Here is a 12,989-nt window from a genome sequence, read left to right on the forward strand (position 1 = left end):
CGACCGTGTGATGCTGTTGGCTGCTCCTTCGACAAAGTCGACCAGCGGCAGGCAATTTTAAAGAGCAACTTCTACTCGGCCGAATCTGCTACTCGCCCGGGCCCAGTGAAAAGACTGATTCCATAGCGGACCTTCGCTGAAAAGTGATTCGCTGACTGCTCCTCGGCCATAACAGGCGTAGAGGGTACTTGCAGCCAACGACGACAATCTCCCATCGTAGCCACTCGCGAACTACAAAGCTAAAAGGTGTCCATTTCAGGCTGAATATTGCTTCATTGAGAAGTCCTATAGGCCCTTCAACTTCTTAACGCCATTCCCCACTTTATTTTGGCGGTAGCTTGCGTCGAGTTTTGTTGAGCTTAAATCCCTCGGGCACTGGCTTGAATGAATCCTCACGGTTTGTCCAGCGTTTGGCTCTACTTTGAAATGCGCGTAAGGAGTCAATGTCCAGTGTGGCGGCAATAACAAAATCATTATTTCCACCACGTACACGTGCAATGTCACGCATAAATGACTCTTTGGCAGGGGCGCGTACTCGGCTGTCGCCGTATTTCCGGTTGTTTACTAAAATTGTGTAGGCATGCACATCCAACGCAGCGGATTCAATTAGTGAAGCAAAAGTTTCCAGATCTTGATTCCAGCTCAGCACCATCAAGGCATCCACCTCTCCCTGAAACTTTACTCTGGCTTTGCTGTTTTGAAGCTCTGAACAGACCATGACGCCAAAGTGAACATTGTTGTGTACATAAACTGGCTTGTTGCGCTTCCCGTGCAGTTTGGATAACGCCCAGTACTTGCCATATTTTGTGGTCAGCTCCTTATCTTCGCCAACCGCTGGTTCCAGCTTGGGCTGCCAAATCTTCACCGTAGCTGGAAAGCCTAGTCGATTGTCGGTAAGTACGAGACAAGCCTCACTCAGAAGCTGATCATTGTCAAAGTGGCGGTACTCGGTTCCTGCAATTAGGCTTATACCCATGGTGTTCAGTCTTGCCGCCAAGCTATCTATCCATTTTAAAGGGATAGATAGCTCTGGGAATAGCAAGTAATCGGGGCGAGGCTTTAATCGAATAGCCTGATTGACCAGCTCTGAAATGCGCTGATATCTCTCGCGAGATAAATTTGGCCTATTGCAGGCCGTGGCTGACCAATCCTTGTCTTCTGTTTTTAGGTTGGTTAGTGCAATAGTGATTTTATTTTTGTGGTCTGTGCCAATCCGAATGTATTTGCGTGAGCTCTGGAGACTTGGCATGTCTTTATCTTCCTGCTCTGTGGCGAGCAGTGTTGGCTTTATCCATACCCCCCGAAGTGCTTGAGTGTACTTCGCCCAAATCACCGACGGTTTTTCTTGGCAAGGTTTACCGTCCCCCCTTCGCAAACCGACGCACTCGGGCGCAAGTTCCGATATTTCAGCCGGGGTTAGTGGACGTGTCGGGAATAGATAAGGCAAAAAACTTTCGCTCTTACGTTTGCCGGCTTCAACTGGCTCAAGCCGGCGAAGGCGGGTTGATCTCAAGAAGCCTTTCAGTACTTCGGTATTTAATAGCTGCGAGGTTTCAATCAGTTTTAAAATTCGCCTTTCTTTCTTGCTTTCGCGCTGATCTACTAATTTACCAGCAGATTTGCTATGCAAAATACGCTTATACGGTACTTTGGCTAGATCGGCCATGGCGACCAAGGTGGCTTTTCTTTCAAAGTCTTCCGAATCAAAGCGAAAATCAAGCAAGGCTTCAACTTCAAGTAGACTATCAAAGATACCTTTCAAAAACAAACTGGCTAGGCGCTGCTCTTTTTTTGAATGCTGCTCGACAAGTAATTGATTGGTGTCGTAATAACGGGACGCCGAATCAATAAATAACCAAGTAAGGGTTCCTTTTACCATTGGCCATAGGTTTTTCCCGGCCTTGGTGTTAACACCATTAACTGTTATTGATTGTCCTTTTGGTATTGCTATTGCTAATTTTTTCAAGGAGTTGTATGCGCGCAATGCAATTTGTTCCGCCTGTCGCCACTCATTCAAGCTAATGGCAAAACCCAATAAACGAGGTAAGTAGGTGAAGTGCGAAAATAAATTATCTGGACGAAGTATGTGGTTGTGGGCGAATTGATAAAATTCCTCACGTTGCTCATGCCACTCTTGTGGCGGTAGATCACGGGCCAGAGTTTCCACATGCCTTAGTTGTAAAGACCAACTTAAACGACGAATGGTTAAGCCATCGGCGCGCCGTAAGGTATCTGCACTTTCGCCGACACTGCCCGCTGCCGATAACACGCGGGCAGCAGTAGAGTCTTCAAGTTGATCTGGTGAAGGCATGAGTCTGTGTTCGCTAGAAAGTTCTCCGATCTCCTTCTCTATGCTGTCCAGCAGATCAAGTCCGGCGCGACCCTGCAGCAAAAAGAGCTTCTGCTTGTCCGATTGCAGCATTATTTTCGTCTGACCTTGAAAATCCTCCCCCTGTTGTATCTGCCAAATTTGATCATCAGCCAGACCTACTTGAGAAACGATCTCTGCCCCCATCCTGTCCTGCAAGTACTTCATAAATTGCTGGCTATTACTGATAGTGTTCGTGTCACGTAGCACCAGAAACATATCGTCTACATAACGACCGTAATGAATTGGCGCAATGCGCTCTTGAATCAGCTTGTCCCAGCGATATAGCAAAACATTCGAAATAATGCGGCTGGCAGTGAGTCCAATAACGAGACCGCCAGGGATTGCGACCTTCCCCGATGTGACTTTTTTCGAGAATTTACCGGCCCCATCGGACCAGTGTTTGAGGAATTTAGCAAAATCTGCGGTAAAAGCCTGCTCTTCATCGCTCAGATTAAGGCCTAGTTCGTCATGGAGAACAGCTGAGGCCAAAGCCATCGGATCGACAAAATGATAAAAACCTTTTAAATCCAGCGAGACGGCGATAATTTCTCGGTTTTGCTCAAGTTCGCTGCGAATAGCTTTCAGACCATCATTGCGCCACTGCTGGTAAGGCTGAAAGTACGGAGCGAAGGATCCAATAGCACTGATATGAAATGGCTTTTCTTTTTGTTCACTAAACAGCTCGTCGTCACGAATGCGTCTTAACCTAGCGCCATAGCAGCTATCAGCCAGTTTGGAATCAAGCTGATGCCCCACGGTATTGATCCATAAAGCGGATAGGATATGAGTGTCTACGGGAAAGTCACCGACTACTCGAAACTCTGGGGTAACGTCGTGGTGATCAAGCAGGTGTTCTACCGCGCGATCAGAACTTGAGAAGTGTACATGGCCATTTGCTGGAGCGTTCTTCTTTGGCTTGTTGGATAATTTTTTCGGTAGAAGGCGAAAATTGCCCAGCAGATTTGTATTGCCTGAAAATCCCTTATCGCAATGCAGGCATTCAAGTAATTTTTTTAGATTGGCGAGTAAATCCTGCTCGTAGTCTGCAAAATTTATGGCCGCAGGAAAGGTGTTTTCAAAAAAACAATCTGCCTTGGCTTTGCGGTAGGCCACCAACAAATCTTCGAGCGTAATGTTTTGCCAACCAGTAAACGTTGCCTGATAGCCCATTGTGTAGCCTTTGTTGTGCTGCAGTTATCAATGATTAATTAGTTTGGGTATGACCAGTCTCTAAGCAATCCAACTGAATATTCTGCGTATTGAATCGTCTTTGGTTTTGTAGATGCAGCCGGTCGGTTCTTGCTGACTGCAATCTATCACCAATGGCAGCTTTTGGCCGAATAGTGAACCTACAGGGCATTGCGATTGGACGACTTCTCTTGGTCGACTCCAGCTATCCTCTGCGCATTATCGCTATGTTGCTCTGTTATGGGTGACAAACATGGCCACCTAACCGGCCTCATACCAAATATGAGCCGAATCACGGCTCGATTCGGCTCATGCTGCTTGCGGCCACAGCGAAGCAGCAAGCGTATCGAGCACCTTCGGCAACTGTTGGCCAAGTAGCTTGTCGAGCTGGGTTGCGCCGCCGTCGTTGGCAAAGGCCTGGTTGACGAAGGCGGTATCGATGACGATTTCGTGAGTGAGTTGCTTGGCCAAGCGTTCAAGCCAGCGCCGTTGCACTGGCGTCCAGCTGTGCATGGCGTAAATGCGCTGCATGGCTTGCGCCACACGCTGTTCGAACGGCATGAGTGCTTCACCCAAAGCGGCTTGGCGGATATAGCCGATGATGCTGGCGGCGATCTCCTGATTGGTGGCATTGCGCCAGGCGGCTTTCAGGCTGGCTTCGTTGTAGTGATGCTCGTCGAGCAATAAACGCACTTCTTTGAGGTGCGCGCGAGTCAGGTCTTTTGGCCGGTTGACCACTACCGACAGCGCGGCAGACTGGTTGAGATTGCGGGCGATGAAATCCTTGAAGCTGTCGAGATAATCAGCTGGCTTGAAGTACACGCCGTAGCTTTGTTCGCGCAAAACCAGTTCGTCTTTGTGTTGCGAGATCAGCGGTCGGTAATCCGTGCCGATCAGCTGGCGCACTTCGTCGAGCTGCCTCAGCAGGCGACCATGTTGCTGGACAAAATCGGCCGCACCACGGGGGCCGAGCTCACGCAGGTGTGCGTGCAACTTGTTTGGCGCGACGCCCCATTGCGCCTCCAGTTCGGCCAGCTTGCCGCGCACATCCGGGCGCTTTTCAGCCTTGTTGTGCGCCTTGCGCAGCACGCGCATCACTTTCTGGCTGACCATGGCGAGGACATCGTCAGCGTGTGTTTTGCCTTCGGTCGAGCCAATGGCGGTATAGCTGGCGGGGTTGTGCAGTTCATCGACGAGCTGATCGAGTGTCACGTTCGGGTCTTTCACCAGTGGCCGCATGGTGTTGACGTCCTGCAGCGCGGCGTAGATATCGACTGGGTCATAAATCTTGAATACGGTCTTGCCGATATCGTCGCAACGGCGTGTGGCGCGACCGATCATTTGCTCGTAAAGGATGCGCGAACGTACCCGGCGCAGAAACACCAGATGGCAGATCGTCGGGACGTCGATGCCGGTGGTGAGCAGGTCGACGGTAATGGCGACGCTGGGAAAGCGCTCGTTCTTGTAGCGCTTGATCAACTGATCCACTTTGTCCGACGCGCCGGTGATTTTTTCTACTGCAGCATGATTGTAATCGTCACCGTACAACGCCTTGAAGGCGTCGTTCAGCAGGCGTTTGACCATGTCGGCGTGCGCGTCGGTCGCGCAGAAGATCATGGTTTTCTCTTCGCCAAGCGGGTCGATTTCCTGTGCCAGTGCTTCGCAGATCACCCGATTGAAATCTTCGGTAATCACACGGCGGTTGAAACTTTCCACGTCGAAGCTGAGTTCGTCGTCGAGTTCGGCGGCTTCGATCAGGCCGGTATCGGTATTGATGACCGATACCGCTTCTCCCTTTGCAAAAGTGATGCCTTTCTGGCTGAGCAGCGTCTGGTAGCGGATTGGTGGTTCGTGATCGATCAGCCAATCGTCAGCCACCGCTTCGCGATAGCTGTAGGTGTAAACCGGCTTACCAAAGATATCGCTGGTGTGCTTGGCCGGCGTGGCGGTCAGGCCGATTTTCACCGCGTCGAAGTAGTCGAGTACTTGGCGATAGCGCGACAGATACTGGCTTTCGTCACGGACCGCCTGTTCACCCTCGGTCATCTCCTGGTCGAGCGTGTAACCGCGGTGTGCTTCGTCGACGATGATGCAGTCGTATTCGCCGACGCCTGGCGGGTTGTCCGAGGACAGCACGCGCTTGACCATTGCCTGCACGGTGGCGACTTGCACGCGGGTTTCGGCTTCGGCGGCCATATCGCCCAGGTCGGCAATGTTGTACGCCTTGGAAAGCGTGAGTCCTTGTTCGAGCGGCGCTTCGTTGAAAGCGTCGATCGCCTGACCGCCGAGTGCGGTGCGGTCCACCAGAAACAGGATGCGGCGAAAGCGCTCGGCCTTCAGAAAACGGTAAATCAGGCCGATGATGGTGCGGGTTTTCCCTGTGCCCGTAGCCATGGTCAACAGCGCGGTGCGGTGGTTGTCCGCCAGGGCAGCTTCAACGGCTTCGATGGCTTTTTGCTGGTAGTCCCGCACCTTGAGGTAAGCAAAGCCTTCGTGCCGCAGCTTGTCCTCGGCGGCTTCGCGACTGCGTTTGAGCAGGTCTAGCAATTCATCCGGGCGATGAAAGTCGGCCAGCGCGCGCGCAAGATTGGCAGCGCTACGCACGTCGCGGAACCAGGTACCGCTTTGCTCGGCGAGCTGTTTGAAGTACGGCCGGCCATTGCAGGAATAGACAAAGGGGATGTGGAAGGTTGCCCCCGAGGTCACTGTCCAAGGCTTGGCAAGCCCGTTGAGCTGCCATGCTGCTTGATGCTTATCTTCGACGCGAAAGTTCTGGCTGTAACGCTCGGCCTGCCCAATCTTGCCGGCGACATTGACGTTCTCGCGCTTGGCTTCCACTACGGCGATCGGCACCAGCCCGGCAAACAGCACGTAATCGGCTGATTGTTTACCGGCACACGGCCATTCGGCAATTGCCTGGTTCTTGCCCGCCTGCGGTCTTGCGCCAAGCGCATGCGTCAGCATCTGGCTATCGGCTTCCCAGCCCGCTTCAACGAGTTGCTGATCGATGATGATGCGTGTGAGTTCTTCACTCAAATACAGCTGCTTTGTCGCTGCCGCTGTTTTCTGCCGTGCTTGCTGTGTTACGCCCGATTGCTGTTGATTGGCCCGCTGCAGTTCGGCAACCTGACGGGCAAAACCCTCGCGGGCAGCCTGCAATTCGGCTTCGTGTTCGCGGGCAATCCTTTCGAATGTGCGTGCCTCGGCGTCCATCTGTTCGGCCAGCACTGCATATTGCTCTTTCTCGCTCGCAATCAGTGCTGCCAGTTGCTGATTGCTGTCCAGCGCTTGTTTTGTGTCGGTGAGTTCGGCACGCAACTGCTCGATCTGCTGCTGAAGTTGCCGCAATTCGGCGCTTGGATCGCTTGGTGGGACAAAAGGACCGGGTTTGAAAGCCGTTCCTGATCTACCAAATGACTGGTGATACCAGATGGCGAGCGCACGTGCGACTTTAAGGCCATCCATGGCCTCTTTGTGCTGGGTCCGGAACTCGTGGGTAGCGCGGTTACCCTCAATGCGCAGCGTGTGAAACAGACTGCGGATCTCGTTATCCAGCCCGATTTCGCGATTGAGTTTGTACAGCAAGTCGTTCTGCGAAGTGCCGTCGTCAAATTCGACACCGCTGCGAACCGCAAGCTCCTGCGCAAGGGCCTCTCCTAGCTGGCGAAGCTTGATCAATGTGATGTTCGGATCACTCGCGAATGCCTGCTCAGCGGACGAGGCGAGCTGCACGAAAAGCTGCGAATGCTCGGCCAGAAATCCGAAATTTTCAGAAGAAGCCACGATCTCACGCACCAGTTGGATAGTTCGCTGCTGAATTTACTCGAAAAGCACAGCAAACTGGACAGATTTGTAAATAGTTCTGCAGCTGCAGGCTTGTGATTCTGTGTTGGCTGGATGCTGTGACAAGCGACAATAGGCGGGGAATGAAAGCTTCATTCAGCCCGCAAGACTTATTCAATTTGGAGATGGACTATGCCACGACAGTGGACGCAAGCTCAGCGCGAGCAGCAGCGTCTTCGAATCATGCAACAGCAGCCGTGGTTGAGTTCAACCGGGCCGCGAACGGAACAGGGTAAGGCTCGTTCGTCGTTGAATGCGATCAAGCACGGTTTCTGTTCCTGGCGATATCGCGGCCAGCTGCGCGAGATCATGCGTACCGTGAAAGCGCGGCAAAAAATGCTTGATGCGCTGCGGTTCAAGTATCGGCAGTTGGTGACGCTTCGGTGATCTCATCGGCCAAGGCGTTGCCCAGCATGGTCAATCCATCCAGAGCACCTTGCTTTATCGGGAAGGCCGTCGCGCTGGCGGGGGCGTCGGCATGCAGCGGATTGATGCGGATCAGCGGCGCCTGACTTCGCTCGCTGAATTGGCGCACGGTTGGAATGGCAACACCAGCCCCCAGTTCGATGACAACCAAACGCTGAAACTGCCCACGCCATTGGCGGTAGCGCTCGGCTTGCCGGTCGCTGCGTTCAGACTGCCACGACCAGTCATCGAACATCATGATGTTGGGACGAGCCAGTGCGCCGCAGTTGGGGCATAAGGGCAAAGGCGACAACATGCGGCAGGCGAGGAGGTCGATCTCGGGTTCGAACGGGGTCGCAGCCCAAAGCGGTGCGCCACAGTCGCGCGTGCATTGGAGATGATGGATCGATCCGTGGCACTCAACGATGCGCGTTTCGTCAAAACCGGCTTTTTGAAACTGGCCATCGACGTTGCTGGTAAAAACGAATGCACCGTGCGGCATCGTGGCTGCGATCGATTGCAGGATGGCAAAACCGCGGTGTGGCATGGTCTCGCGGTACAAGCGCAAGCGGTGGCCGTAGAAGCCCCAAGCCAGCTTGGCATCATCGTCGAATGCCAACGGATTGGCTATCTCGGCAAACGATAGCTTTCGCTCTCCCAGTACCGGGTAGTGCTGCCACAACCCTGCGTCGCCACGAAAATCAGGCAAGCCCGAGTCAACACCGATCCCCGCGCCGGCGGTGATCAGTAGACCATCCGCATTGCGAAGCCAGTGCACTGCATCGAAGAGCGTGGGGGATGTCATGGGGTCTCCGGGTTCTTGAGGCGCCAATGTGTGAACCATGATGGATCGTTGTGCAGCGAGTCGGAAAACTCAAGGCAAAGCTATGGCATTGAGCCGGGCTGAGCAGTGCCGGCGAATGTGGTCAGGGATGCGAAGCGAGGAGGGAGTGCGCGGGGGCGATCGTGCAGGCTGGTCAAACGTGATCGCCCTGCACGTAGAACTTAAACGGGTTGATGTGCACGACAGGACAGGCTTCGGGCCTAGTCTTCGCTGACTGTAACCATAACTGTAAACATAAACAGGGTCCCAGTCTGAAATGCAACAAGGGGTCACAGACTCATCATCTGTAACCCCTTGATTTTACTGGTGCCGGCGGCAGGATTCGAACTCGCGACCCCCTGATTACAAGTCAGGTGCTCTACCAACTGAGCTACACCGGCGAAGAGCGGCATTCTAGCCGCTTGGTGCGGGCTTGGGAACTCTTGCGTGACGAAATGGGCCGATTTGATTCACAGCGATCGGTTTCACGGCTAAAATGCAATTCAGTTGCAATTAGACCGGTCCGTGTCTTCGTACGGACGCCATGTGATGACTCATAACGTTTCCAATACTCTCCCCAGCGTGCCGAGACGGCTGGCCAGCTGGCTGTTTGCGCTCGGTGCAGGGCAGCGTCTGCTGCTGGTGTCGCCGCTGATCGTGCTGGTCTGGGCGCTGGTGGACTGGTCGCTGCAATGATCACGCTCGATCATGTCTGCGTGAAGTACCGCCAGCGACTGGCGGTGGCCGAGGTATGCGGTACGTTTGCAACCGGACGCTCGACTGCGATCGTCGGTCCCAACGGCGCCGGCAAGACGACCCTGCTCAAGGCGATGGCGGGGCTGCTGCCGTTGGCGTCGGGGCAGATCCACGCGCCGGAGCGGGTGGCCTATCTGCCGCAACGCACCGAGCTGGACCGGCAGTTTCCGATGACGGTGGCCGAGCTGGCGCTGTCGGGCAGTTGGCGGCGTAGCGGAGCGTGGCGCCGGCTGGATCGCGCCGAGCAGGAACGTGCGACGCACGCGCTGGCACACATGGGGCTGGCAGAGCTGGCCAACCGGCCGATCGGCACGCTGTCGGGCGGGCAGTTGCAGCGCGCGCGGTTTGCGCGGCTGATGGTGCAGGACGCACCGGTGCTGCTGCTCGACGAGCCGCTCAACAATCTCGACCCGGCCAGCCGCGACCTGCTGCTCAAGCAGCTGACCGACTGGCAGATGGAGGGCCGGACGGTGATCGCGGTGATGCACGACCTGGATCTGGTCTCGCGGCATTTCGACGAAACCTTGCTGCTCTCGGGCACGGTGCAGGCCTGGGGGACGACGCCGGCGGTGCTGGCTGCGGCACGGGCCGAGATCGGTTTTACCGGCCATTCCTTGTGGGTGAACCCGCTGGCCGAGGAGGCGGGATCGTGAGCCTGCATGAGCTGTTGATTGCGCCGTTTGCCGAGTTCGACTTCATGCGCCGGGCGCTGGTCGGCTGCGTGGTGCTGGCGCTGAGTTGCGCGCCGGTCGGGGTGCTTCTGGTGCTGCGGCGGATGAGCCTGATGGGCGATGCGCTCTCGCACGCGGTACTGCCCGGCGCGGCGGTCGGTTATCTGATCGGCGGTTTCGCGCTGCCGTGGCTCGCTGGCGGCGGCATCGTCGCGGCGCTGCTGGTCGCAGTGCTGGCCGGCGTGGCCGGGCGCTACACGGTGCTGAACGAAGACGCGAGCTTTGCCGGCTTCTATCTGATGGCGCTGGCGCTTGGCGTGGTGCTGATCTCGCGCTGGGGGAGCCAGGTCGACCTGATCCACCTGCTGTTCGGTTCGGTACTGGCAATCGACGATGCCGCGCTTTATGTCGTGGCCGCGGTGGCGACCGTCAGTATTGCCTGGCTGGCGCTGTGCTATCGCGGTGTGGTGCTCGAGTGCGTCGACCCGAATTTTCTCGCCGCGGCCGGTCGCGGCGGCAGCCCGTATCACCTGGGGCTGATCGTCCTGACGGTGCTCAACCTTGTCGCCGGTTTCCAGGCCATGGGCACGCTGATGGCGATCGGGCTGATGATGTTGCCGGCCACGGTGGCCAGGTTGTGGGCGGATACGTTGCCGGGGCTGATGGGGGTCGCCTGGCTGGTCGGTCTGGTGTCGACGGTCGGCGGCCTGCTGGTGTCGTACCACGCGGGCCTGCCGTCCGGGCCGGCCATCGTCCTCGTGGCGAGCCTGTTCTACCTGCTGTCCCTGACGCTGGCGCCGCATGGCTGGCGCGGGCAGCGCGGTCCGCAAAGCGACGCACGCTAGTCGCATCTTTGTTTCAATGGAGTTGAGCATGATCCGTCGTTGCATTCTCGGCGTGGCCTTGGCCATCGGTGTGAGCGGTATGGCGCAGGCGGCCGAGCCGTTGCCGGTGGTCGCCAGCTTCAGTATTCTCGGTGATCTGGTGCAGAACGTCGGCGGTGACCGCATCAAGGTGGCGACGCTGGTCGGCGCCGACGGCGACGCCCATGTGTACCAGCCGACACCGGCCGACGTCGGCACGCTGGCCAAGAGCCGGGTGTTCTTCGTCAACGGTCTCGGCTTCGAAGGCTGGATGAAGCGGCTGACCGCGTCGAGCAAGTACAAGGGCACTGTGGTCACCGTGTCCGACGGCATCAAGCCGCGTGCCATGGCCGGCGATGACCACGACGATCACGGCCACGATCACGGTACCGATCCGCACGCATGGCAGGACATCGGCAACGCCCGGCTGATGGTGAAGAACATCGCCGGGGCGCTGACGAAGATCGACCCGGCCGGCGCCAGCCTGTATCAGGCGAACGCGAAGAAGTACGACGACCAGCTCGTCGAATTGTCGAAGTGGGCCGATGCGCAGGTCGCGACGATTCCCGAAGCCCGCCGCAAGGTGATCACCAGCCATGACGCCTTCGGTTATTTGGGCGCGCGTTACAGGATCACCTTGCTGTCGCCGCAGGGCCTGTCGACCGAGGCCGAAGCGAGTGCCAAGGACGTCGGCAGGCTGATTCGCCAGATCAAGCAGAGCGGCATCAAGGCGGTGTTCGTCGAAAACATCAGCAACCGCAAGCTGATCGACCAGATCAGTCGCGAGACCGGAGCCTCGCTCGAGGGCGAGCTGTACTCGGATGCGCTCTCGAGCAAGCCCGAGGCCAGCAGCTACCTGAACATGTACCGCCACAACATCACGACGCTGGTTGCGGGGATGAAGGCGAACAGGTGATCGGCCGCCATCGAGGATGAAAAAAACCCGGCATGGCCGGGTTTTTCGTTTGCACTGCCGCCGCCTTACTTCTTGGCGGTGTCCTTCGACGAGAAGAACGCGTCGGAGAAGAACTCGTCCTCGGGCAGGCCGCGCGAGACGCAGTGCTGGTACGCCGCCTCGACCATCACCGGCGCGCCGCAGGCGTAGACCTGCCAGCCGGCAAGGTTGCCGAAGTCGTCCATCACCGCGTCGTGCAGGAAGCCGGTCCGGCCGGCCCATTCGCCCTTGGGCTCGGACAGCACCGGGATGAAGGTGAAGTTCGGATGCTCGCGCTGCCAGGCATCGGTCAGCTCGGTCATGTAGTAGTCGTCGACCGTGCGCGCGCCCCAGTAGAGGATCATTTCGCGCTGGATGCCCTTGTTGAAGGCGTGCTCGAGGATGCCCTTGATCGGCGCGAAACCGGTGCCGGTGGCAAGGAAGATGATCGGCTTGTCCGAATCCTCGCGCAGGAAGAACGAGCCCAGCGGCCCGGTGAAGCGGAAGATCTCGCGCTCCTTCAGCTCGTTCCACACGTATTCGGAGAAATCGCCGCCGGCGACATGGCGAATGTGCAGCTGCAGGTATTCGCTGTCATGCGGCGCGTTGGCGATCGAAAAGCTGCGCTTCTTGCCGGTCTTGGTGTGGATGTCGATGTACTGGCCGGCGAGGAACTGAATCCGCTCGGTGGCCGGCAGCTTCAGCGACAGCACGGCAACGTCGTGCGAGACCTTGTCGATCTTCTGCACCCGGCACGGCAGCGTCTTGATCTGGATGTCCTTGGTCGCGGCGACCTCGCGGCATTCGATCGTCACCGAATCGGTGACTGCGGTGGCGCAACAGAACAGCGCCAGCCCGCGCTCCATTTCGGTTTGCGACAGAGCCGACTCGGCATGCGGGCCGTGTTCGACCCGGCCGTCGACGACCAAGCCCTTGCAGGCGCCGCAGGCGCCGTTCTTGCAGCCGTACGGCATGTTGAAGCCGCTGCGCATGGCTGCATCGAGGAGAGTTTCATTGCCTTCGAGGCTGATTTGCTGGCCCGAAGGCAGAATGGTAAGTTGCTTCGACATTTCTTCGTCTGTTGGCTGATCTTGCGTAAACCGAACCTGAAACCGCGCCTGCTGATCGTCGGCTG

General features: G+C 56.8%; 9 protein-coding genes and 1 tRNA gene. 5 read left to right on the top strand and 5 right to left on the bottom strand.

Annotated elements, in window-relative coordinates; genetic code table 11:
• Nucleotides 1-322: 322 nt before the first annotated feature.
• Together IE097_RS02545 and hsdR are read right to left on the bottom strand one after the other, a co-directional pair.
• The gene (locus IE097_RS02545; RefSeq protein WP_189458560.1) at nucleotides 323-3,541 is read right to left on the bottom strand and encodes an RNA-directed DNA polymerase; all 3,219 of its coding nucleotides are present in this window, start codon (nucleotides 3,539-3,541) and stop codon (nucleotides 323-325) included.
• A gap of 327 nt (nucleotides 3,542-3,868) precedes the next feature.
• Nucleotides 3,869-7,342, bottom strand: a complete 3,474-nt coding sequence (hsdR, locus tag IE097_RS02550) for a type I restriction-modification system endonuclease (protein WP_189458561.1) — start codon at nucleotides 7,340-7,342, stop codon at nucleotides 3,869-3,871.
• Between the two features lie 192 nt (nucleotides 7,343-7,534).
• On the opposite strand from hsdR, the gene IE097_RS02555 reads away from it, so the two are divergent.
• Nucleotides 7,535-7,789, top strand: a complete 255-nt coding sequence (locus tag IE097_RS02555; RefSeq protein WP_189458562.1) for a hypothetical protein — start codon at nucleotides 7,535-7,537, stop codon at nucleotides 7,787-7,789.
• On the opposite strand, the gene IE097_RS02560 is transcribed toward IE097_RS02555, so the two are convergent.
• Together IE097_RS02560 and IE097_RS02565 are read right to left on the bottom strand one after the other, a co-directional pair.
• Nucleotides 7,758-8,612, bottom strand: coding sequence for an SIR2 family NAD-dependent protein deacylase (locus tag IE097_RS02560; protein ID WP_189458563.1), 855 nt, complete (start codon nucleotides 8,610-8,612; stop codon nucleotides 7,758-7,760). The genes IE097_RS02555 and IE097_RS02560 overlap by 32 nt on opposite strands.
• A gap of 343 nt (nucleotides 8,613-8,955) precedes the next feature.
• Nucleotides 8,956-9,031, bottom strand: a tRNA-Thr gene (locus tag IE097_RS02565).
• A 148-nt stretch (nucleotides 9,032-9,179) separates the two neighbouring features.
• Here IE097_RS02565 and IE097_RS02570 point away from each other — a divergent pair.
• The 4 genes from IE097_RS02570 to IE097_RS02585 are packed head-to-tail and all read left to right on the top strand — an operon-like array spanning nucleotide 9,180 to nucleotide 11,836.
• Nucleotides 9,180-9,326, top strand: coding sequence for a hypothetical protein (locus IE097_RS02570; protein ID WP_189458564.1), 147 nt, complete (start codon nucleotides 9,180-9,182; stop codon nucleotides 9,324-9,326).
• Entirely contained in the window at nucleotides 9,323-10,039 is a 717-nt protein-coding gene (locus IE097_RS02575; RefSeq protein ID WP_189458565.1) for a metal ABC transporter ATP-binding protein, read from the top strand. The genes IE097_RS02570 and IE097_RS02575 overlap by 4 nt, the downstream gene beginning before the upstream one ends.
• On the top strand, nucleotides 10,036-10,902 hold the full coding sequence (locus tag IE097_RS02580; RefSeq protein ID WP_229797381.1) for a metal ABC transporter permease: 867 nt from the start codon (nucleotides 10,036-10,038) through the stop codon (nucleotides 10,900-10,902). The genes IE097_RS02575 and IE097_RS02580 overlap by 4 nt, the downstream gene beginning before the upstream one ends.
• 28 nt (nucleotides 10,903-10,930) lie before the next feature.
• On the top strand, nucleotides 10,931-11,836 hold the full coding sequence (locus IE097_RS02585) for a metal ABC transporter substrate-binding protein (RefSeq protein WP_229797382.1): 906 nt from the start codon (nucleotides 10,931-10,933) through the stop codon (nucleotides 11,834-11,836).
• A gap of 65 nt (nucleotides 11,837-11,901) precedes the next feature.
• Here IE097_RS02585 and IE097_RS02590 read toward each other — a convergent pair whose 3' ends face one another.
• Nucleotides 11,902-12,924: a CDP-6-deoxy-delta-3,4-glucoseen reductase gene (locus tag IE097_RS02590; RefSeq protein ID WP_189458567.1), complete on the bottom strand. Its 1,023-nt coding sequence runs from the start codon at nucleotides 12,922-12,924 to the stop codon at nucleotides 11,902-11,904.
• Nucleotides 12,925-12,989: the final 65 nt, after the last annotated feature.

This window comes from Jeongeupia chitinilytica, assembly GCF_014652315.1.
GTDB classification, from domain to species: Bacteria; Pseudomonadota; Gammaproteobacteria; order Burkholderiales; family Chitinibacteraceae; genus Jeongeupia; species Jeongeupia chitinilytica.

What these genes read in the sequence shown, in the direction of transcription:
- IE097_RS02585 (WP_229797382.1), top strand. Translation starts at nt 10,931, where the DNA reads ATGATCCGTCGTTGCATTCTCGGCGTGGCCTTGGCCATCGGTGTGAGC.
- IE097_RS02560 (WP_189458563.1), bottom strand. Translation starts at nt 8,612, where the DNA reads ATGACATCCCCCACGCTCTTCGATGCAGTGCACTGGCTTCGCAATGCG.
- IE097_RS02570 (WP_189458564.1), top strand. Translation starts at nt 9,180, where the DNA reads ATGACTCATAACGTTTCCAATACTCTCCCCAGCGTGCCGAGACGGCTG.
- IE097_RS02555 (WP_189458562.1), top strand. Translation starts at nt 7,535, where the DNA reads ATGCCACGACAGTGGACGCAAGCTCAGCGCGAGCAGCAGCGTCTTCGA.
- IE097_RS02575 (WP_189458565.1), top strand. Translation starts at nt 9,323, where the DNA reads ATGATCACGCTCGATCATGTCTGCGTGAAGTACCGCCAGCGACTGGCG.
- IE097_RS02590 (WP_189458567.1), bottom strand. Translation starts at nt 12,924, where the DNA reads ATGTCGAAGCAACTTACCATTCTGCCTTCGGGCCAGCAAATCAGCCTC.
- IE097_RS02545 (WP_189458560.1), bottom strand. Translation starts at nt 3,541, where the DNA reads ATGGGCTATCAGGCAACGTTTACTGGTTGGCAAAACATTACGCTCGAA.